This is a genomic window from Streptomyces sp. NPDC037389, from assembly GCF_040636475.1.
GTDB lineage: Bacteria > Actinomycetota > Actinomycetes > Streptomycetales > Streptomycetaceae > Streptomyces > Streptomyces hesseae.
Genome location: NZ_JBEZUS010000005.1, coordinates 406,289 through 425,011, shown reverse-complemented (window position 1 = coordinate 425,011; position 18,723 = coordinate 406,289). Strand labels below are relative to the sequence as shown.

22 protein-coding genes are annotated in these 18,723 nt (G+C 70.2%); 14 read left to right on the top strand and 8 right to left on the bottom strand.

Features of this window, described 5'->3' with window-relative positions; translation table 11 throughout:
• Positions 1–519: helix-turn-helix transcriptional regulator (locus AB0E98_RS14190; RefSeq protein ID WP_361702130.1), on the bottom strand; the 519-nt coding region annotated here is incomplete at its 3' end.
• A gap of 219 nt (positions 520–738) precedes the next feature.
• Between AB0E98_RS14190 and AB0E98_RS14185 the strand changes: the two genes are divergently transcribed.
• Complete coding sequence (locus AB0E98_RS14185; protein WP_361702034.1) at positions 739–1,407, top strand: DUF4232 domain-containing protein; 669 nt, start codon at positions 739–741, stop codon at positions 1,405–1,407.
• Positions 1,408–1,431: 24 nt separating this feature from the next.
• Here the strand turns inward: AB0E98_RS14185 and AB0E98_RS14180 are convergent, their stop codons facing one another.
• From AB0E98_RS14180 to AB0E98_RS14160, 5 genes are all read right to left on the bottom strand, one after another.
• Entirely contained in the window at positions 1,432–1,899 is a 468-nt protein-coding gene (locus tag AB0E98_RS14180; RefSeq protein ID WP_361702033.1) for a hypothetical protein, read from the bottom strand.
• 96 nt (positions 1,900–1,995) lie between these two features.
• Positions 1,996–2,343: a DoxX family protein gene (locus tag AB0E98_RS14175; RefSeq protein WP_361702032.1), complete on the bottom strand. Its 348-nt coding sequence runs from the start codon at positions 2,341–2,343 to the stop codon at positions 1,996–1,998.
• A gap of 74 nt (positions 2,344–2,417) precedes the next feature.
• Complete coding sequence (locus AB0E98_RS14170) at positions 2,418–2,609, bottom strand: DUF397 domain-containing protein (protein WP_361702031.1); 192 nt, start codon at positions 2,607–2,609, stop codon at positions 2,418–2,420.
• Positions 2,606–2,797 carry a DUF397 domain-containing protein gene (locus AB0E98_RS14165; RefSeq protein WP_361702029.1) on the bottom strand — a complete coding sequence of 64 codons (192 nt, stop codon included), beginning with the start codon at positions 2,795–2,797 and terminating at the stop codon, positions 2,606–2,608. The genes AB0E98_RS14170 and AB0E98_RS14165 overlap by 4 nt, the downstream gene beginning before the upstream one ends.
• A 10-nt stretch (positions 2,798–2,807) precedes the next feature.
• Positions 2,808–3,659 (bottom strand): helix-turn-helix transcriptional regulator, encoded by an 852-nt coding sequence (locus AB0E98_RS14160; RefSeq protein ID WP_361702027.1) that lies wholly within the window; start codon positions 3,657–3,659, stop codon positions 2,808–2,810.
• Between the two features lie 257 nt (positions 3,660–3,916).
• Here AB0E98_RS14160 and AB0E98_RS14155 point away from each other — a divergent pair, with 257 nt between their 5' ends.
• A complete protein-coding gene (locus tag AB0E98_RS14155; RefSeq protein ID WP_361702025.1) occupies positions 3,917–4,360 on the top strand; it encodes an ATP-binding protein in 444 nt (147 codons plus the stop codon).
• On the opposite strand, the gene AB0E98_RS14150 is transcribed toward AB0E98_RS14155, so the two are convergent.
• Positions 4,361–4,531, bottom strand: coding sequence for a hypothetical protein (locus tag AB0E98_RS14150; RefSeq protein WP_361702024.1), 171 nt, complete (start codon positions 4,529–4,531; stop codon positions 4,361–4,363).
• Between the two features lie 97 nt (positions 4,532–4,628).
• Here AB0E98_RS14150 and AB0E98_RS14145 point away from each other — a divergent pair, with 97 nt between their 5' ends.
• The gene (locus AB0E98_RS14145) at positions 4,629–5,918 is read left to right on the top strand and encodes a hypothetical protein (protein ID WP_361702022.1); all 1,290 of its coding nucleotides are present in this window, start codon (positions 4,629–4,631) and stop codon (positions 5,916–5,918) included.
• Positions 5,919–6,165: 247 nt separating this feature from the next.
• On the opposite strand, the gene AB0E98_RS14140 is transcribed toward AB0E98_RS14145, so the two are convergent.
• On the bottom strand, positions 6,166–6,987 hold the full coding sequence (locus AB0E98_RS14140) for a C40 family peptidase (protein WP_361702020.1): 822 nt from the start codon (positions 6,985–6,987) through the stop codon (positions 6,166–6,168).
• 831 nt (positions 6,988–7,818) lie between these two features.
• Here AB0E98_RS14140 and AB0E98_RS14135 point away from each other — a divergent pair.
• Genes AB0E98_RS14135 through nuoK form a run of 11 tightly spaced genes read left to right on the top strand, consistent with a single transcriptional unit; the run spans position 7,819 to position 18,713 of the window.
• Complete coding sequence (locus tag AB0E98_RS14135; protein WP_361702018.1) at positions 7,819–8,178, top strand: NADH-quinone oxidoreductase subunit A; 360 nt, start codon at positions 7,819–7,821, stop codon at positions 8,176–8,178.
• Positions 8,179–8,190: 12 nt separating this feature from the next.
• The gene (locus AB0E98_RS14130; RefSeq protein ID WP_361702016.1) at positions 8,191–8,745 is read left to right on the top strand and encodes an NADH-quinone oxidoreductase subunit B family protein; all 555 of its coding nucleotides are present in this window, start codon (positions 8,191–8,193) and stop codon (positions 8,743–8,745) included.
• Positions 8,742–9,524 (top strand): NADH-quinone oxidoreductase subunit C, encoded by a 783-nt coding sequence (locus AB0E98_RS14125; protein ID WP_361702015.1) that lies wholly within the window; start codon positions 8,742–8,744, stop codon positions 9,522–9,524. The genes AB0E98_RS14130 and AB0E98_RS14125 overlap by 4 nt, the downstream gene beginning before the upstream one ends.
• Positions 9,524–10,903: an NADH-quinone oxidoreductase subunit D gene (locus AB0E98_RS14120; RefSeq protein ID WP_361702013.1), complete on the top strand. Its 1,380-nt coding sequence runs from the start codon at positions 9,524–9,526 to the stop codon at positions 10,901–10,903. Before AB0E98_RS14125 ends, AB0E98_RS14120 begins: the two co-directional genes overlap by 1 nt.
• Before the next feature lie 17 nt (positions 10,904–10,920).
• Complete coding sequence (gene nuoE, locus AB0E98_RS14115; protein ID WP_361702129.1) at positions 10,921–11,727, top strand: NADH-quinone oxidoreductase subunit NuoE; 807 nt, start codon at positions 10,921–10,923, stop codon at positions 11,725–11,727.
• Positions 11,724–13,094 carry an NADH-quinone oxidoreductase subunit NuoF gene (nuoF, locus tag AB0E98_RS14110; protein ID WP_361702011.1) on the top strand — a complete coding sequence of 457 codons (1,371 nt, stop codon included), beginning with the start codon at positions 11,724–11,726 and terminating at the stop codon, positions 13,092–13,094. The genes nuoE and nuoF overlap by 4 nt, the downstream gene beginning before the upstream one ends.
• Complete coding sequence (locus tag AB0E98_RS14105) at positions 13,091–15,601, top strand: NADH-quinone oxidoreductase subunit G (RefSeq protein ID WP_361702010.1); 2,511 nt, start codon at positions 13,091–13,093, stop codon at positions 15,599–15,601. The genes nuoF and AB0E98_RS14105 overlap by 4 nt, the downstream gene beginning before the upstream one ends.
• Before the next feature lie 38 nt (positions 15,602–15,639).
• Entirely contained in the window at positions 15,640–16,977 is a 1,338-nt protein-coding gene (nuoH, locus tag AB0E98_RS14100) for an NADH-quinone oxidoreductase subunit NuoH (protein WP_361702127.1), read from the top strand.
• Positions 16,970–17,581 (top strand): NADH-quinone oxidoreductase subunit NuoI, encoded by a 612-nt coding sequence (gene nuoI, locus AB0E98_RS14095; RefSeq protein WP_361702009.1) that lies wholly within the window; start codon positions 16,970–16,972, stop codon positions 17,579–17,581. The genes nuoH and nuoI overlap by 8 nt, the downstream gene beginning before the upstream one ends.
• Positions 17,578–18,417, top strand: a complete 840-nt coding sequence (locus tag AB0E98_RS14090) for an NADH-quinone oxidoreductase subunit J (RefSeq protein ID WP_361702008.1) — start codon at positions 17,578–17,580, stop codon at positions 18,415–18,417. The genes nuoI and AB0E98_RS14090 overlap by 4 nt, the downstream gene beginning before the upstream one ends.
• Positions 18,414–18,713 (top strand): NADH-quinone oxidoreductase subunit NuoK, encoded by a 300-nt coding sequence (gene nuoK, locus AB0E98_RS14085; RefSeq protein WP_361702006.1) that lies wholly within the window; start codon positions 18,414–18,416, stop codon positions 18,711–18,713. Before AB0E98_RS14090 ends, nuoK begins: the two co-directional genes overlap by 4 nt.
• Positions 18,714–18,723: the final 10 nt, after the last annotated feature.

The following is an 18,723-nucleotide window of genomic DNA, read 5'->3' as shown; positions in this document are numbered from 1 at the left end:
GCCCCGCCCCCGGGGGCCGGCGGCCGGGCCGCGCCCGCGGCGGGGGGGGCGCCCCGGGCCGGGGGGGGGGGGGGGGGGGGGGGCGCCCCCCCCCGCCCGGGGGGGGGGGGGGGGGCCCCCACCACCCGACGACGGCGCCGCGGCCGCCGACGAACCGGACGCGACTGCGGTGCTTTGCGCGGGCACGTCCGGATCCGGCCCGGCGTCGGCCTCGTCGGCCGTATCGGCCGCTACTTCGGTGGCGGCCGCCGCCCGGCTCGCGGCCGCCTTCCGTCGGCGTGCCTCATCGGCGAGAATCCAGTGGCGGTGCAGCGCGACAAGTTCCTCGGGCTTCGCCCCGCACACCCTGGCGAAACGTTCCACGGGGGCGTACTCCGCCGGTACGGCGTCCCCGTTGCAGTAACGGTGAACCGTCGACGTACTCATGTGCAGTCGCTTGGCCAGTCCCGCGTAGCTCTGCCCGGAGCGATCCTTCAGCTCACGGAGCAGTTCGGCGAATTCCTCGGTCTCCTCGGCCATCGGCCGTGCCCCTCCCCATCCCAGGACCGCGTTCCAGGGGAATGGCATTTCCCCAGGTCAGAACGCGTTCGACCATTCCATTTTCCCGGATGGCCCGAACACCGTTGCGGTGGACTTGCCGAGCGACGCAGGCTGTGAGGGCGACGAGCGGACCGGCCTTCGACCGGCCGCCGGATCCACGCCACCGACACACCCACACCCACGCGTACGGAGACACCCATGCCCATCGCCGGCCGTATCACCGGTGCCGCCCTCGCGGCCGCCGCCGTCGTGACCATCGCCGCCTGCCAGGGTCAGAGCGTCGCGGCGAACCAGGTCAGCCCCGCGCCCTCCACCTCCGCCGCCGCCAAGGCGCTCGCGTCCCCGAACGCGACCCCTGGTTCCGGTACCGCGGCCCACCCGGCCGCCCCGGCCACCACTCCGGCCGCCACGCCGGCCGCGACCAGGAGCAAGGCCGCCGACCGCCTCGTCGCCTGCTCGGCCGCCAACTCCAAGGTGACGGTCAACACCATCAGCCGCCCCATCAACCACCTCGCCCTCACCGTCACCAACACCGGCTCCAAGCTCTGCGCCGTGTACAGCGCCCCCGCCCTCCGCTTCGACGAGGACCAGGCCGCCACCCAGGTCGTGCAGGACAGCGTGCCGCAGTCCGTCGTCATGCTGGAGCCGGGCCAGTCCGCCTACGCGGGCATCCGCATCTCGTCCGCCGACGGCAGTGGCGGGCACGGCCGCACGGCCCGCAACCTGGAGGTCCACTTCGCCGACCGCTCGGGCAACGGCTCCACGGGCACCCCCGCCCACCTCGCCCTCCCCAAGGGCACCTACATCGACGACTCGGCCGCCGTCACCTACTGGCAGTCGGACCTCCAGGACGCCATCAAGTGGTGAACGCGCGCCTCGTGGCCGTGACGCTTATCGGTGCGCCACGGCCGCGTTGTACGCGTACAGGGCGACGAGGCCGACCACGCACACGATGACCACCCACGAGCCGAAGCCCGTGTGCCGGCCTCGCCGAGTCCGGATCCGTCGGTTCCGCTTCCCGGCCCGCCGGGGCGACGCCAGCCGCGCGGAGCGCTTGGGCGGGGCGGCCTCGGTAGCGGCCTCGGCGAGGAGGCGTCGGCATATCGCGGCGAGTTCCTGCGTTCCCGCGCCGAGGCTCGCGACGGCCTCCGAACGCGCGGGCGCGGTCGTACCGCCGTCGAGTATTCGTCCCGCGCGCAGCAGTATCTCGTCCCGGCCGCCGCTCGGGGCCATGCTGATCCACCGCTGCACGTGCTCGCCCCGGATGACCACGCCCCCGCCCCGCTCCCGGTACACGACGTGCTCGCGCCACAGCAAGGCGGCTACCTCACTGGCGGTCTCTCTCAGGCGCGTCCCCATGGCTTCCTCCCCCTTCACCACGGTGCCGCGCGTCGAACGGTCCCCCGTGTGGTCATGCCCCCACGGTAAGTGACACCACTGACAATCCCCCGGCCGTCAGATGTCCGCCCTCAGCGCCAGGGACGCGACCACCGGCGCCGCGTACAGCAGGGGCATCGGCACATGGGCATACGAGCGCGCCCGGACCACGGTGACGACGGCCCCGGCGAAGTACAGCACCAGCCCGATCCCGGCCAGCACGCCGACGACGGGCACGGCCAGCCCGGCCAACAGGCCCACGGCCCCTGCGGCCTTGGCCGTGCCTAGCCATGGCAGCCACGATTCGGGCACGCCGTACGCGGTGAGCGACCGCACGATCCACGGCGCGCGGAAGATGAACGTGCCGGCGGAGAAGCCGGTCATGAGGGCGGCTAGGACGGTGACGACGACGTAGGCGGTGGACATGGCGGCTCCCTCGTCCGGACGAGTTCGTCTGATGTCCTGACTTTCCGCCCGACGGCTGCCTTAACCGCCAGCGGTTACCTTGGCCCGCCGGCCTTGATGCGGGTGATGAGCGCTGCCATCCGGGTGCGGGATGTGGCGATCACAGTGCGGGGAGCGTCGCTCTCGCGGAGCAGTACTGCCCGCAGGGTCGTCGCCAGTTCCAAGCAGTCCTGGTTGTCGTCGGCGCCGGAGAAGGAAGTCTTCTGCCAGCGCGGCTCAGCTCTCACCTCAATCGACCGGCCTTGACCGTTGTGATGAGCGCGTGCACTCGGGTGCGTGCGGCGGCGATCACGGTGCTCGGATCGTCGCTTTCACGTATAGCCACTGAGCCGTCGAGAGGTCTCAGCTCCACGCAGCTGTTGTCCGGGCCGCCGCCCGAATACGAGGACTTCTGCCATGCGCGGGATGTATTCATGGTCTTGATCTCACGTTTCCTGGATCAGTTTGTGGATGAATTGCTGTGAATCGTCGACGCCCAGTGCCGTTCTCGTCAGGGTGGTGAACATGTTGCTGAACACGGACAGCAGGGCGTTAGCGCTTATGAAGCTACCGCCAAAGGCGGCATCGATCTGTACGGTATCGAGCTCGGGAATGGGGCCGCGCGCGTAGAACATCGACTGGGCTGTTCCGGTCAGGTCGTCGGTGTCGAATGGGATCACGAGCAGCTTCACGGTGGGCCACTCCGCCACCTCTGCCAGGAACTTCAGTTGTGCTCGCTGCACGGCCCGGCCTCCGTAACGCATGCGTAGCGCGGCTTCGTGCACGATTGCCACGGTGTCCGGCGGCGGCTTCCGGTCGTAGATTTGCCGTCGTCGGACGCGATGCTCGACGCGCGCGTTCAGTTGGGCTTCAGGCAGCGCTGGGATCGCGCTCCCGAACAACGCCCGCGCGTAGTCCTCGGTCTGAAAGATCCCCGGGATGTAGGTGATCTGCAACAAGTGGATCGCCCGGGCGTGGTGTTCCAGCTCCGATACATCGAGGAATCCCGGCGTGAGGAGTCCCCGGTACTGCTCCCACCAGCCGCGTACGCGCTCGTCCGTCATGGCGCACAGCTCGTTGATGAGCCTGACGTTGCTCGCCTTGTAGTACGAGGCGAGCTGACGGATCCTGTCAGCGCTGACGCCCCATCGACCGGCCTCGATATGGCTGATCTGCGCTGCCCCGCCGCCGAGCAGAGCTCCGGCCTCTCGGGCGGACAAGCCTGCCGCTTCCCGGAGCTTCCGTAGCTCGGCGCCCAGCCGTGCCTGGCGGGCTGTCGGATTGCTTCTCGGCGGCATGGATCGCCCTCCGTTCGGTGCTTCCGAGTCTCGCGCGCAACCATCCCACAGGTCCACCGTCTGTCACCTATTCGTGTCTCAGCGTTGCACCGGTACAGCTTTGTGCCCTACGTTCTTCCGCACCGCGCATCCGCCGTAGGGAGAGCCGAAGTGCAGCCATCGGCACGCAAGTTGAGGCCAAAGCTGGTGGCCGAGCCACGGACAACGGCGGCGCGCGGAAGCGAAGAACATCGGCAACCGTGAACGGGAAGGCACCCATGAGTTCCACCATGCTCAACGACCCACGTACCGCGCCCTACAACCCCGCCACGTTCTACGAGCTCGCCGCACCGGCAACGGCGACCACCGCCCGCCTCGCCCGCCAGTTCGTATGCGGAACGTTGCAGGCGACCGGTCACCCATCCCTCATCGACGACGCGTGCGTCTGCGTCTCGGACGCCGTCGCGAACGTCGTCCAGCACGCCCGCGTGTCCGCCCTCTCCGTCGAAGTCATCGTTCGGCCCTACCGGGTGGTCGTCGCCGTGCGGGACGGCGACCCGGTCAGGCGCCCGTACGGCCGGCTCACCGCGAAAGCGGGTGACGAGCGCGGCCGGGGCCTCATCCTCATGAACAAGCTTTCGCACGCCTTCGGCGTGAACCTCGTCTGGGACGGGCTGCACGTCGTCGGCAAGCGCGTGTGGTTCGAGCTGCGGGAACGGTGATCACGGCGTGCGGCGACCGCCGCCGCTCCAGGTCGCGTAGAGCCCCGACAGAGACGCGGTGACGGTCGCCAGTGCGCCGGGCGAGATGCCCAGCAGCACCAGCACGATTCCCGCCGCCAGCACGGCGAGGAAGACGATGAGGTCATGAATCCGCTTGCCGTCGTTGGCCATTGAGGCCCCTTCCCATGGTCGGTGGTGGTACGACTCAGGGTCGATGGGGACGGATGTGCTGCGGCAGGCGCAGCGGTGCTGACAGGCGGGTGGCAGCGTGGGCGAACTACAGACGTTCGGGGAGGGGATCTCGCCGGAGACGCGCGCGCTGGCGCAGGCGTTGCGCGATCTGTTCGCGGGGCTGGAGATCTCCGAGCGGCGCTACGCGGCCCGCCGCAGTTACGACTCGTCCACGGTCTCCCGCTACCTCAGCGGACAGCGCCTTCCTCCATGGGAATTCGCACTCAACCTGCTGAACGACGTCGCGGAAAAGCGTGGCACAGTGCCGACGCCGGAGATGACGGAGATGCTGCGCGCTCTGCACCACGCCGCGCTCAGAGCGGGCAAGAGCCCTACGCACAAAGTGCAGTTGTTGCAGCAGCAGCTCGCCGTGGCGGACGAGGACGCCCGCCGCGCCGCCCAGCGGGAACGGTGGCTGGAGGACACCCTCCGTGATCGCGAACACCGCGTACGCGAGCTCCAGTTGCAGATCGGTGGGCTGCGGTCCGACTCCGACATGGGCGTGACGGACGCCGACCGGGCGCGGCTGATCGCCGAGATCCGGCAGCTGAAGGAGGAACTGGAGGAGACGCGTGAGGCGCACCGGCAGGCGGAGGAGCGGTGCGAACGGCTTGAACGGCAGCTGGCGGACGCGGAGATGCGGGCGGGTCCCGCGAGTGAGCTGGTGGCCGCCGGTCTCATACCTCCCGGCACCCAGACCGTCTTTAACGGTCATGTGTACGTCAACCGACCTGATCGCTGGGCGATCGATGAGGCGTACGTCGGCTTGTTGACAGTCTGGTTCGCCGCCCTGGACAAGGAACGGCGTGCTCAGGTCGTCCACAACGGGTTGGTCATCGATGAGAGGACGGTCGTGGTACCGCACACGTGGTCTGCCGACGACGGCGTCGATCGACTGTACGTTTCCCGGGATGGGGTGCGGGAGGGCTTCGTCCGTGCCAGCGTCCTCGAATATGGGAGCGACCCATTCAATCTTGCGGTGCTACGTCTCGACGCTCCGCTGCCGGATGACGTGCCGCCCTTCCGCCTCGGCTCTCAGCCACCCCCCGCCACTCGACTGCTGGTGAACGGTTTTGCATACGAGCACGGGAGGACGCTCGATCTCTACTCGTGCCTGATCGAAGTCAAAGGCCAGTCGGGGCCATGGGTACGTGTCGAAGGGGAGCTCGCCCGGGGGCTCAACGGGGCACCGGCGTTTCATGTCGGCACCGGGGAGCTGGTCGGTCTCGTCGGTCAGCATCTCAACGACGAGAAAACAAAAGCCCACCTCATCCCCGCCGGCGCCCTCCTCGACTTCGAGTCCCTCACCCCCCGGACAACCGCCTAACGGCCGCCCACCTGCGAACTCCCCACCCCCACCACCCCCACCCAAGCGTCCGGTTTCGACCCCACCCGAAGGGGTTTGCCGAGCAGGACGCAACCGTCCCAGACTCCAGGCATCGGCGCGGGGGCCGGGTGCCCGAGGGTAACGGGGGTGGGCACCGGGTTCCCGGATACGCCGAAGGGCCGCCGTCCCGAGCGGGGGGAGCGGCGGCCCTTCCGAGCTTCCGAGTCTGCGGATCGGATCCGCGGAACTACATGACGCGGACGGCGCCCGTGGGCGGGGAGTAGCTCAGGCTGCGCTCGGCGACACCCGTGCTCGGGTTCTGCGCGCCGATGAACTTGCCACCGCCGATGTAGACGGCGACGTGGTACGCGCTGCCGGCGGGGCCCCAGTAGAGGATGTCGCCGACCTGGAGGTTGTCGAGACCCACCTGGGTACCGGCGGTCGACTGGTCCTGCGAGACGCGGGGCAGGTCGATGCCGATCTGGTTGTACGCGGCCATGACCAGGCCGGAGCAGTCGTACGCGGACGAGCCGGTGGCGCCCATGATGTACGCCTTGCCGACCTGGGCCTCCAGGAAGCTGACCAGGGAGGCGGAGTTGCCGCTGGCGTGGGAGCTGGAGCCGGTGCTGGAGCCGGAGGTCGACTTCGTGCCCAGGTCCGAGCGGTCGCTGTCGCGGGAGGCACGGTCCTGCTCGGCGCGCTTGGCCTCGGCCTCGGCGGCCTTGCGCTCGGCCTCGGCCTTGCGCTCCGCCTCGTCCTTGACCTTCTTGGCCTGTGCCTTGGCGACGTCGACGGCCTCGTCCACCTCGGCGCGGATCTGGGTGTCCATGGCCGCCTGCTGCGTGGCGACCGCGCTCTGCGCGATGGAGGTGGAGAGGGCCGCGTTGAACGCGGGGATCTCCTGGGTCGCCTCGGCCGGCTTCTCGGCGGCGGCGGTGGCGGCGGACGCGGTGCCGGCCACAGCCAGGGTGCTGAGGACGCCACCGGCCACACCCGTGCGGACGACCCAGGACTGGGTCGCCGGGCGACGGTGCTTTCGGTGGCTGGTTATATGCGCGTTCGGGGACATGGGACAACGGACTATCAGTCCGCGCAGGTTGAGTTCAAGATAAGTGACCTGCGCCACAATTGGCGTGTGCACGCCTAGAAATAGGGCCTTTTGATCACGGAGAGGTCACGGCACCAGGGGTCCCCGAACGAGTGATCAAGCGCCTCAGCATGGCATTTGGCCATTGGCGGCGACCGCCAGGCGTCTTATCACCTTTATAGATCGGGCGTCGAGGCTACCCATGGAATCCGGCCGCTGAACCCCCCGGCGCGTGGCGCAACTCACGTATCGCGCGTCCGTCCGGTCCCTCGGGGTGGCTTGTGAAGGGGTGCGCGTACCAAGGGGTGAATCGGCGGTCCCGAAGGCGATCCCGAGGGCGATCCCGGCGCCGGTTCGGTGACGGTCCGTCGGTCGTCCGAGGGTCCCCGGGTGGGGGGTGGCGCCGAGAAGTGGCGCCCGCCGTCGTCCCCCCGGTGGGTGGCTCGCCTTTATCAGTTGACCGACCCTCATGCCAATTTGCCCGATCGCGCCATGGCTTGATAATGGCTCACCTGCTCCGACCAGCGCCGGAGCCCCCGAATGTCACCTCTGGTGATCACTCAACCGCTTCGCGTATGAAGATCACCGCTCATCCGACTTAATGATCGTTCGTCAGGTGGTGGAGATCACAAACGCGGCCGTGTACGCCGTGTCGCAGATCACAGACCGGCGGGCATAGGATGCAGGCGACCCGGGCTTGTGAACTGCCTCACATGGTGGCGATCTTCGCAGAGCTCCACCGCGCGGAGCTCCACCGCCGGGTCCGGTCAAAGCCAGCAGTCAGCGTCGACAGACTGGAAGGAGCGAGGAGCGGTGAACGCCTATGCGCCCATCCTCGTACTGGGAGCCCTCGGTGCGGGCTTCGCGATCTTCTCCGTGGTCGTGGGCTCGCTCGTGGGGCCCAAGGGCTACAACCGCGCCAAGCTCGAAGCGTACGAATGCGGCATCGAGCCGACCCCGCACCCGGCCGGCGGCGGCCGCTTCCCGATCAAGTACTACCTGACGGCGATGCTCTTCATCGTCTTCGACATCGAGGTCGTCTTCCTCTACCCCTGGGCGGTCGCCTTCGACTCCCTGGGGCTGTTCGGGCTCGTGGAGATGCTCCTCTTCGTGCTCACCGTCTTCGTCGCCTACGCCTATGTATGGCGGCGCGGCGGCCTGGAATGGGACTAGGGGGCTCGTCGCATGGGACTCGAGGAGAAGCTGCCGAGCGGCTTTCTGCTGACATCCGTCGAACAGGCCGCGGGATGGGTGCGCAAGGCGTCCGTCTTCCCGGCCACCTTCGGCCTCGCCTGCTGTGCCATCGAGATGATGACGACCGGAGCGGGGCGCTATGACCTCGCCCGCTTCGGTATGGAGGTCTTCCGGGGCTCGCCGCGCCAGGCCGATCTGATGATCGTGGCGGGCCGGGTGAGCCAGAAGATGGCGCCCGTGCTGCGGCAGGTCTACGACCAGATGCCCAACCCCAAGTGGGTGATCTCCATGGGGGTCTGCGCGTCCAGCGGCGGCATGTTCAACAACTACGCGATCGTGCAGGGCGTCGACCACATCGTGCCGGTCGACATCTATCTGCCCGGCTGCCCGCCCCGGCCCGAGATGCTCTTGGACGCGATCCTCAAGCTGCACAAGAAGATCCAGGCCGAGAAGCTCGGCGCGCAGCGCGCGGACGCGGAGGCCGAGGCGGAGAAGACGGCCCTGAAGGCCCTGCCCCTCATCGACATGAAGGGGCTGCTGCGATGAGCGAGCCGAACGCCGGCGGTACGCATACGAATGGGGCCCCCGGCCCCAAGGCCCCCAACGGCGTCAACCCCGACAAGGACCTCGGCACCCAGAACCTGCCCGGCCAGCGACTGGACCACGGCGAGGTCATCGGCGTCCGGCACGGCATGTTCGGCGCGGACAACGGCGGCGACACCACCGGCTACGGCCGGCTCGTCCGGACCGTACGGCTGCCGGGCGAGGCCACCCGTCCGTACGGGGGCTGGTTCGACGAGGTGGCGGACGAGCTGGAAGGGGCCCTGGAGGAGCAGGGGCTGGTTCCGGAGAACGCGATCGAGAAGACCGTGGTCGACCGGGACGAGCTCACCTTCCACATCGCCCGTGAGCACCTGCCGCGCGTCGCCCGGACGCTGCGCGACGACCCGGCGCTCCGCTTCGAGCTGTGCACCGGGGTCAGCGGGGTGCACCTCCCCGGGGACAAGGGGCGTGAGCTGCACGCCGTCTACCACCTGCGCTCGATCACCCACAACCGGCTGATCCGGCTGGAGGTGAGCGCGCCCGACGCCGATCCGCACATCCCGTCGATCGTCGACGTCTATCCGACCAACGACTGGCACGAGCGCGAGACGTACGACTTCTTCGGCATGGTCTTCGACGGCCACCCGGCGCTCACGCGGATCATGATGCCGGACGACTGGCAGGGCTTCCCGCAGCGCAAGGACTACCCCCTCGGCGGCATCCCCGTCGAGTACAAGGGCGCCCGGATCCCTGCTCCCGACCAGCGGAGGTCGTACTCGTGATGTCCACCCCCAATGGCACCGTTCCCCCCAACGGCACCGCCCACGAGTCACCTCACGAGAACGAGGCCCCCGCCGGCGCGCGCGAGACCACCGAGGGGACCGTCTACACGGTCACCGGCGGCGACTGGAACGAGATCGCGGCGGCCGCCAAGCGGGCCGACGACGAGCGCATCGTCGTCAACATGGGTCCCCAGCACCCCTCCACCCATGGGGTGCTCCGGCTGATCCTGGAGATCGACGGCGAGACGGTCACCGAGGCCCGCTGCGGCATCGGCTATCTCCACACCGGCATCGAGAAGAACCTGGAGTTCCGCAACTGGACCCAGGGCACCACCTTCGTGACGCGCATGGACTACCTCACGCCGTTCTTCAACGAGACGGCGTACTGCCTGGGCGTGGAGCGGCTGCTGGGCATCGAGGAGCAGGTCCCCGACCGGGCCTCCGTCATCCGGGTGATGCTCATGGAGCTGAACCGAATCTCCTCCCACCTGGTGGCCATCGCCACCGGCGGCATGGAGCTCGGTGCCACCACGATCATGATCTACGGCTTCCGTGACCGCGAGATGGTCCTCGACGTCTTCGAGCTGATCACCGGCCTGCGGATGAACCACGCGTACGTCCGCCCCGGCGGCCTCGCCCAGGACCTGCCGCCCGGCGCGGTCGACCAGGTCCGCGAGTTCGTCAAGAAGATGCGCCGGAACCTGCCCGAGTACGACAAGCTCGCCACCGGCAACCCCATCTTCAAGGGCCGGATGGAGGGCATCGGCCACCTCGACCTCACCGGCTGCATGGCGCTGGGCGCCACCGGGCCCATCCTGCGCTCCGCAGGGCTCCCGCACGACCTGCGCAAGGCCCAGCCCTACTGCGGCTACGAGAACTACGACTTCGACGTGGCGACCGCCGACACCTGCGACGCCTACGGCCGCTTCCTGATCCGGCTGGAGGAGATGCGGCAGTCGCTGCGGATCGTCGAGCAGTGTCTGGACCGGCTCCAGCCCGGCCCGGTCATGGTCGCCGACAAGAAGATCGCCTGGCCCGCGCAGCTGGCCCTCGGGCCGGACGGGCTGGGCAACTCCCTCGACCACATCAAGAAGATCATGGGCACCTCGATGGAGGCCCTGATCCACCACTTCAAGCTGGTGACGGAGGGCTTCCGGGTGCCGCCGGGGCAGACGTACGTCGCCGTGGAGTCCCCCAAGGGGGAGCTGGGCGTGCATGTCGTCAGCGACGGCGGCACCCGCCCCTACCGGGTCCACTTCCGGGACCCCTCCTTCACCAACCTCCAGGCCATGGCGGCGATGTGCGAGGGCGGCATGGTCGCCGACGTCATCGTGGCGGTGGCCTCCATCGACCCTGTGATGGGAGGCGTCGACCGGTGAGTGACGTCAGCCTGGGGATGCCCGCGCTCCCCGCCCCCGACTACCCCGCCGACGTCCGCGCCCGGCTGGACGCGGACGCCGACGACGTGATCGCCCGCTACCCCGACAGCCGCAGCGCGCTGCTGCCGCTGCTGCACCTCGTGCAGGCCGAGGAAGGGCACGTCACCCGTACCGGCATCCGGTTCTGCGCCGAGCGGCTCGGGCTCACCACGGCCGAGGTCACGGCGGTCTCGACCTTCTACACCATGTACCGGCGCGCGCCCGGGGGCGACTACCAGGTCGGGGTGTGCACCAACACCCTGTGCGCGGTGCTGGGCGGCGACGCCATCTTCGACGAGCTCAAGCGGCACCTGGGCGTCGGCAACGGCGGGACCACCGCCGACGGCAAGGTCACCCTGGAGCACATCGAGTGCAACGCGGCCTGCGACTACGCGCCCGTGATGATGGTCAACTGGGAGTTCTTCGACAACCAGACGCCCGAGAGCGCCAGGGCGCTCGTCGACGACCTCCGCGCCGGCCGCCCCGTCGAGCCCACGCGTGGGGCGCCCCTGTGCACGTACAAGGAGACGGCCCGCATCCTGGCCGGCTTCCCCGACCGGCGGCCGGGCGCCGTCGAGGCGGGCGGCGGGGCCGGGCCCGCCTCGCTGGCCGGGCTCCGGCTGGCCAGGGGCGAGGGCGCGCACCGGGTGGGCCCGCCGCGCGGTGAGCCGCCGCAGGACGAGCGCCCGCCGGACCGTCCCGGCTCCCATGACGCGCCGCAGCAGACGTCCGGCTCGGACCCCGAGCATCCCGGCGGACCGGTCACCAAGGAGGGGGAGGGATGACCATGGCGCCCGAGATCTTCGAGACCAGCCCCGAGAAACTGCTCGCACCCGTCCTCAGCGCTTTCTGGGACGAACCACGGTCCTGGACGCTGGAGACCTATCTGAGGCACGAGGGCTACGAGGGCGCGCGCAAGGCCCTCGCGATGACCCCCGACGACGTCATCGCGTATGTGAAGGACTCCGGGCTGCGCGGCCGCGGCGGCGCCGGCTTCCCCACCGGGATGAAGTGGCAGTTCATCCCCCAGGGCGACGGCAAGCCCCACTACCTCGTCGTCAACGCCGACGAGTCCGAGCCCGGCACCTGCAAGGACATCCCCCTCCTCTTCGCCAACCCCCACGCCCTCATCGAGGGCATGATCATCGCCTGTTGGGCGATCCGCTCCGACCGCGCCTTCATCTATCTGCGCGGCGAGACCGTCCCCGTGCTCCGCCGGCTGCACGAGGCCGTGCGCGAGGCGTACGCGGCGGGCTTCCTCGGCCGGAACGTCCTGGGCAGCGGACTCGACCTCGAAGTCACCGTGCACGCGGGGGCGGGCGCCTACATCTGCGGCGAGGAGACCGCCCTGCTCGACTCGTTGGAGGGCCGCCGCGGCCAGCCCCGGCTCCGGCCCCCCTTCCCCGCCGTCGCCGGGCTCTACGCCTGCCCCACTGTCGTGAACAACGTCGAATCCATCGCCTCGGTTCCCGCGATTTTCCTCCGGGGCAAGGAATGGTTCCGTTCGATGGGCAGCGAGAAGTCGCCCGGCTTCACGCTGTACTCCCTCAGCGGCCACGTCGCCAACCCCGGGCAGTACGAGGCCCCGTTGGGCATCACTCTCGGCCAACTGCTCGGCATGAGCGGCGGGATGCGCCCCGGTCACCGGCTCAAGTTCTGGACGCCCGGCGGGTCCTCGACCCCGCTGCTGACCGACGCCCACCTCGACGTCCCCCTGGACTACGAGGGGGTGGGCGCTGCCGGGTCGATGCTCGGCACCAAGGCCCTCCAGTGCTTCGACGAGACGACCTGCGTCGTCCGGGCCGTCACCCGCTGGACCGAGTTCTACGCCCACGAGTCCTGCGGCAAGTGCACGCCCTGCCGCGAAGGCACCTACTGGCTCGTCCAGTTGCTCCGCGACATCGAGGCGGGCAAGGGGCGGATGGCCGACCTCGACAAGCTCGCCGACATCGCCGACAACATCAACGGCAAGTCCTTCTGCGCGCTGGGCGACGGCGCCGCCAGCCCGATCTTTTCCTCGCTCCAGTACTTCCGCGAGGAGTACGAGCAGCACATCAAGGGCAAGGGCTGCCCCTTCGACCCGGCGAAGTCGACGGTGTGGGCCGACGGCCCCGCCACCAACCAGCACGCTCACCTGGGGGTGAACGCATGACAGTGACCACGTCCGCCCCCTCCGGAGGAGGGAACGCGGCCGTCCCGCCGGAGGACCTGGTGTCCGTCACCATCGACGGCATCCAGCTCTCCGTGCCGAAGGGCACCCTCGTCATCCGGGCGGCCGAGCTGCTGGGCATCGAGATCCCGCGGTTCTGCGACCATCCGCTGCTGGACCCGGTGGGTGCGTGCAGACAGTGCATCGTCGAGGTCGAGGGCCAGCGCAAGCCCATGGCGTCGTGCACCATCACCTGCACGGACGGCATGGTGGTGAAGACCCAGCTCACCTCGCCCGTCGCCGAGAAGGCACAGCGCGGTGTGATGGAGCTGCTGCTCATCAACCACCCGCTGGACTGCCCGGTCTGCGACAAGGGCGGCGAGTGCCCCCTCCAGAACCAGGCCATGTCGGCGGGCCAGGCGGACAGCCGCTTCGAGGGCCGTAAGCGCACCTACGAGAAGCCGATGCCCATCTCCACGCAGATCCTGCTGGACCGCGAGCGCTGTGTGCTGTGCGCGCGCTGCACCCGCTTCTCCAACGAGATCGCGGGCGACCCGATGATCGAGCTGCTGGAGCGCGGCGCGCTGGAGCAGGTCGGTACGGGCGAGGGCGACCCCTTCCAGTCGTACTTCTCCGGCAACACCATCCAGATCTGCCCGGTGGGCGCGCTCACCTCGGCGGCGTACCGATTCCGCGCCCGCCCCTTCGACCTGGTCTCCTCCCCGTCGGTGTGCGAGCACTGCGCGGGCGGCTGCGCGATGCGCACCGACCACCGGCGCGGCAAGGTGATGCGCCGGCTGGCCGCGGAGGACCCCGAGGTCAACGAGGAATGGGTGTGCGACAAGGGCCGCTTCGCCTTCCGCTACGCGCAGCGGCCGGAGCGCTTCGACACCCCGCTGGTCCGGGACGCGGGCGGCGTCCTCACGCCCGCGAGCTGGCCGGAGGCGCTGGAGACCGCGGCCCGGGGCCTCGCGGGCGCGCGCGGCCGGGCCGGGGTGCTGACCGGCGGCCGGCTGACGGTGGAGGACGCCTACGCCTACGCCAAGTTCGCCCGCGTCGCCCTCGACACCCACGACGTCGACTTCCGGGCGCGGACGCACAGCGGTGAGGAGGCCGACTTCCTCGCCGCCCACGTCGCCGGGCACGGCCGTGACCTGGACGGCACCGGGGTGACGTACACGCTCCTGGAGCAGGCGCCCGCCGCGCTGCTCGTGGGGCTGGAGGCCGAGGAGGAGGCGCCCGGCGTCTTCCTGCGGCTGCGCAAGGCGTGGCGCAAGCGCGGGCAGCGCGTGTTCGCGCTGGCCCCCTACGCGACCCGGGGCCTGACGAAGGCGGGCGGCACGCTGCTGCCTGCCGCGCCGGGCACGGAGCCGGAGTGGCTGCGGGCGCTGGCGGACGCGTCGGGCCTGGAGGCCGCCGGGCGCGCGGCGTCGGACGCGCTGCGCGCGCCGGGCGCGCTGATCCTCGTCGGCGAGCGGCTGGCCGGGGTGCCCGGCGGGCTGACGGCCGCCGTGGCGGCGGCCGCCGCCACGGGCGCGCGGCTGGTGTGGCTGCCGCGCCGGGCGGGCGAGCGCGGCGCGCTGGAGGCGGGGGCCCTGCCGGGGCTGCTGCCGGGCGGCCGGCCCGTCACCGACCCCCGGGCGCGCCAGGAGACGGCGGAGGTGTGGCGCGTGGCCGGACTGCCGCGCGGCGCCGGCCGGGACACCGGCCAGATCGTGGAGGCGGCGGCCACGGGCGAGCTGGCCGCGCTGCTCGTGGGCGGCGTGGAGGTCGCGGACCTGCCCGACCCGTCGCGGGCCCGCGAGGCGCTGGACGCGGTGGGCTTCCTCGTCAGCCTGGAGCAGCGGCCGAGTGAGGTGTCGGACCGGGCGGACGTGGTGCTGCCGGTCGCGGCCGTCGCGGAGAAGTCCGGGACGTTCCTCAACTGGGAGGGCAGGGCCCGGCCGTTCGAGGCGGCGCTCAAGCCGGACCAGCTCGGGCGGCGGCACAATCTGCCGGACTTCCGGGTGCTGCACATGCTGGCCGACGCCATGGACGTGCCGCTGGCCCTGGACGCCCTCCCGGCCGTACGGGCCGAACTGACGCGGCTGGGGGCCTGGGACGGCGAGCGGCCGGCCGGCCCGGCGGAGCCCGGCCGGCCGCCGATCCGGCCCGAGCGCGGCGAGGCGGTGCTCGCGGGCCACCGGATGCTGCTGGACCGGGGCCGCCTCCAGGACGGGGACGAGGCGCTGGCCGGCACCCGGCACCCGGCGCTCGCCCGGGTGTCGGCGGCGACGGCGGCCGAGGCGGGGGTGCGCGACGGCGAACTCCTCGCCGTGACGGGCCCGTACGGCTCGGTGCGGCTGCCGCTGCGGATCACGGCCATGCCCGACCGGGTGGTCTGGCTCCCGCTGAACTCCGAAGGCGGAGGCGTCGTCTCCGGCACCGGGGCGCGGCCGGGCGAGCTGGTGCGCATCGGCGCGGACGCCGGTGACGAGGGTGGAGCGAAGAGGCCGGAGGTGCGGTCGTGAGTCCTGCGCTGAGTCAACTGGCGGTCGAGGACCTGTCGATGTTCGGCAGGGATCCCTGGTGGCTGGTGGTGATCAAGGCCGTCTTCTGCTTCGCGTTCCTGATGGTGACCGTGCTCTTCTCCATCGTCTGGGAGCGCAAGGTCGTCGCCTGGATGCAGCTGCGCATCGGCCCCAACCGGCACGGCCCCTGGGGGATGCTGCAATCGTTGGCGGACGGCATCAAGCTGATGCTCAAGGAGGACCTGATCGTCCGGCGGGCCGACAAGGTCGTCTACGTCCTCGCGCCGGTCGTCGCCGCCATCCCCGCGTTCATGGCCATCGCGGTGATCCCCTTCGGCCCGTCCGGCAACGAGGTCTCGATCCTCGGCCACCGCACGACGATGCAGCTGACCGACCTGCCGATCGCGATCCTGTACATCCTCGCGGTCGCCTCGGTCGGCATCTACGGCATCGTGCTGGCCGGCTGGTCCTCGGGCTCGACGTATCCGCTGCTCGGCGGGCTCCGCTCGTGCGCGCAGATGATCTCGTACGAGATCGCGATGGGCGCGGCCTTCGCGTCGGTCTTCCTCTACTCCGGCTCGATGTCGACCTCGGCGATCGTCGAGGCGCAGCACGACCGCTGGTACATCCTGCTGCTGCCGGTCTCCTTCGTCATCTACATCGCCACGATGGTCGGCGAGACCAACCGGGCCCCCTTCGACATGCCCGAGTCCGAGGGCGACCTCGTCGGCGGCTTCAACACCGAGTACTCGTCCATCAAGTTCGCGATGTTCATGCTCGCCGAGTACGTGAACATGGTGACGGTCTCTGCGGTCGCGACCACCCTCTTCCTGGGCGGCTGGCGGGCTCCTTATCCGCTCTCCGCGTTCTGGGAGGGCGCGAACCACGGCTGGTGGCCGATGCTGTGGTTCGTCATCAAGGTGCAGCTGCTGCTGTTCTTCTTCATCTGGCTGCGCGGCACGCTGCCCCGGGTGCGCTACGACCAGCTGATGAAGCTGGGCTGGAAGGTGCTCATCCCGGTCTCGGTGGTCTGGCTGATGCTCGTCGCGACCGTGCGGGCGCTGCGGAACGAGAACTACGCCTTCCAGGACATCGTGCTCTACGTCGGGGGCGGGGTCCTCGGACTCCTGCTGCTGTCGCTGCTCTTCGACCTGTTCCACGGGGGCAAGGGCGGGGCGGACGGCGAGAAGGCGGGGGAGGAGGCCGAGGGCCCGGCGCCCGTCTTCGACCCGATGGCGGGGGGATTCCCCGTGCCGCCGCTGCCCGGCCAGAGCCTGCCGCCCGTGCCCCGGCGCCGGTCCCGCCAGGACCGGGAACTGATTGTCAGTGGTGGGGTGGACACTCAGAGTGACCGAGAGGAGGCCGACGGTGTCTAGCGAGTCTTCCCGGGGGGACACCCCCCGGGACCCCTTCCAGAATCCCGTGGCCGGCTTCGGCGTGACCTTCAAGGCCATGTTCAAGAAGCGGCTGACCGAGCAGTACCCGGAGGAGAAGAAGCACACCGCGCCGCGCTTCCACGGCCGCCACCAGCTCAACCGCCACCCCGACGGCCTGGAGAAGTGCATCGGCTGCGAGCTGTGCGCCTGGGCCTGCCCGGCGGACGCGATCTACGTCGAGGGCGCGGACAACACCGACGAGGAGCGCTACTCGCCCGGCGAGCGCTACGGCCGCGTCTACCAGATCAATTACCTCCGCTGCATCCTGTGCGGCCTGTGCGTCGAGGCGTGCCCGACCCGCGCCCTGACGATGACCAACGAGTACGAACTGGCCGACGCCAGCCGCGAGTCGCTGATCTTCACCAAGGAGCAGCTCCTCGCGGGCCTTGAGGAACCCATGGTCGACACCCCGCACGCGATCTTCCCCGGCATGACCGAACAGGACTACTACCGGGGCCTGGTGACGGGCCCCGCCCCGGGCACGGTCCGGCAGGTCGCCCTCTCCAAGGGCGAGCGCCCCCAGGACGAGGGGGTGGAGGCATGAGCGGCCTCGCCGCCTCCGCGTATCTGACGTCGACGGGCGAGGCCGTCCAGTTCTGGATCCTGGCGGTCGTCGCCGTGGCCGGCGCGCTCGGCGCGGTGCTGATGAAGAAGGCCGTGCACAGCGCCCTCTGCCTCGCCGGGACGATGATCGTCCTGGCGGTGTTCTACCTCGCCAACGGCGCCTACTTCCTGGGCGTCGTGCAGATCGTCGTCTACACCGGCGCGATCATGATGCTCTTCCTGTTCGTGGTGATGCTCGTGGGCGTCACCGCCGCGGACTCGCTGAAGGAGACCATCAAGGGCCAGCGGCTCCTCGCCGGGCTGTGCGCGCTGGGCTTCGGCGTCCTGCTGACCGCCGGCATCTCCAACGCCGCGCTGCGCGACTTCGACGGGCTGGGCCAGGCCAACGCCGGCGGCAACGTCCAGGGGCTCGCCGCGCTCCTGTTCACCAAGTACGTCTTCGCCTTCGAGATCACCGGCGCCCTGCTCATCACCGCCGCCGTCGGGGCGATGGTGATGACCCACCGCGAGCGCACCGAGCCTCCCGCCACCCAGCGCGAGCTGGCCGAGCGGCGCGTGCGCGAGGGCAGGCAGCTGCCGCCCCTGCCCGCCCCCGGCGTCTACGCCCGGCACAACGCGGTCGACATCCCCGGCCTGCTGCCCGACGGCACGCCCTCCGAGCTCACCGTCAGCCCCACGCTGCGCGCGCGGGGCCAGATCCGCGACGTGTCGGACGAGGCGCTCGCGGAGCTGGCGGCGCTGGAGCAGCGCTCCGGGGAATGGCTGGAGCGGGACAAGGGCCGTGCCGGAGAGCGCACCGAGGAGGGGGCCAAGTGAATCCCGTGAACTACCTCTATCTGGCGGCCCTGTTGTTCACCATCGGTGCCACCGGTGTGCTCATCCGGCGGAACGCGATCGTCATCTTCATGTGCGTCGAGCTGATGCTGAACGCCTGCAATCTGGCGTTCGTCACCTTCTCCCGGATGCACGGCAATCTCGACGGCCAGATCATCGCGTTCTTCACGATGGTCGTGGCCGCCGCCGAAGTCGTGGTGGGCCTCGCGATCATCGTGTCGATCTTCCGGTCCCGCCACTCCGCCTCGGTCGACGACGCCGGCCTGCTGAAGCTGTAAGGGGACACTG

Coding starts and splice junctions, on each gene's coding strand:
- AB0E98_RS14120 (WP_361702013.1), top strand. CDS start 9,524: ATGTCCACCCCCAATGGCACCGTTCCCCCCAACGGCACCGCCCACGAG.
- AB0E98_RS14130 (WP_361702016.1), top strand. CDS start 8,191: ATGGGACTCGAGGAGAAGCTGCCGAGCGGCTTTCTGCTGACATCCGTC.
- AB0E98_RS14090 (WP_361702008.1), top strand. CDS start 17,578: ATGAGCGGCCTCGCCGCCTCCGCGTATCTGACGTCGACGGGCGAGGCC.
- nuoF (WP_361702011.1), top strand. CDS start 11,724: ATGACCATGGCGCCCGAGATCTTCGAGACCAGCCCCGAGAAACTGCTC.
- nuoH (WP_361702127.1), top strand. CDS start 15,640: ATGTTCGGCAGGGATCCCTGGTGGCTGGTGGTGATCAAGGCCGTCTTC.
- AB0E98_RS14185 (WP_361702034.1), top strand. CDS start 739: ATGCCCATCGCCGGCCGTATCACCGGTGCCGCCCTCGCGGCCGCCGCC.
- AB0E98_RS14175 (WP_361702032.1), bottom strand. CDS start 2,343: ATGTCCACCGCCTACGTCGTCGTCACCGTCCTAGCCGCCCTCATGACC.
- nuoE (WP_361702129.1), top strand. CDS start 10,921: ATGCCCGCGCTCCCCGCCCCCGACTACCCCGCCGACGTCCGCGCCCGG.
- AB0E98_RS14180 (WP_361702033.1), bottom strand. CDS start 1,899: ATGGGGACGCGCCTGAGAGAGACCGCCAGTGAGGTAGCCGCCTTGCTG.
- AB0E98_RS14165 (WP_361702029.1), bottom strand. CDS start 2,797: ATGAATACATCCCGCGCATGGCAGAAGTCCTCGTATTCGGGCGGCGGC.
- AB0E98_RS14150 (WP_361702024.1), bottom strand. CDS start 4,531: ATGGCCAACGACGGCAAGCGGATTCATGACCTCATCGTCTTCCTCGCC.
- AB0E98_RS14160 (WP_361702027.1), bottom strand. CDS start 3,659: ATGCCGCCGAGAAGCAATCCGACAGCCCGCCAGGCACGGCTGGGCGCC.
- AB0E98_RS14105 (WP_361702010.1), top strand. CDS start 13,091: ATGACAGTGACCACGTCCGCCCCCTCCGGAGGAGGGAACGCGGCCGTC.
- AB0E98_RS14155 (WP_361702025.1), top strand. CDS start 3,917: ATGAGTTCCACCATGCTCAACGACCCACGTACCGCGCCCTACAACCCC.
- AB0E98_RS14140 (WP_361702020.1), bottom strand. CDS start 6,987: ATGTCCCCGAACGCGCATATAACCAGCCACCGAAAGCACCGTCGCCCG.
- AB0E98_RS14125 (WP_361702015.1), top strand. CDS start 8,742: ATGAGCGAGCCGAACGCCGGCGGTACGCATACGAATGGGGCCCCCGGC.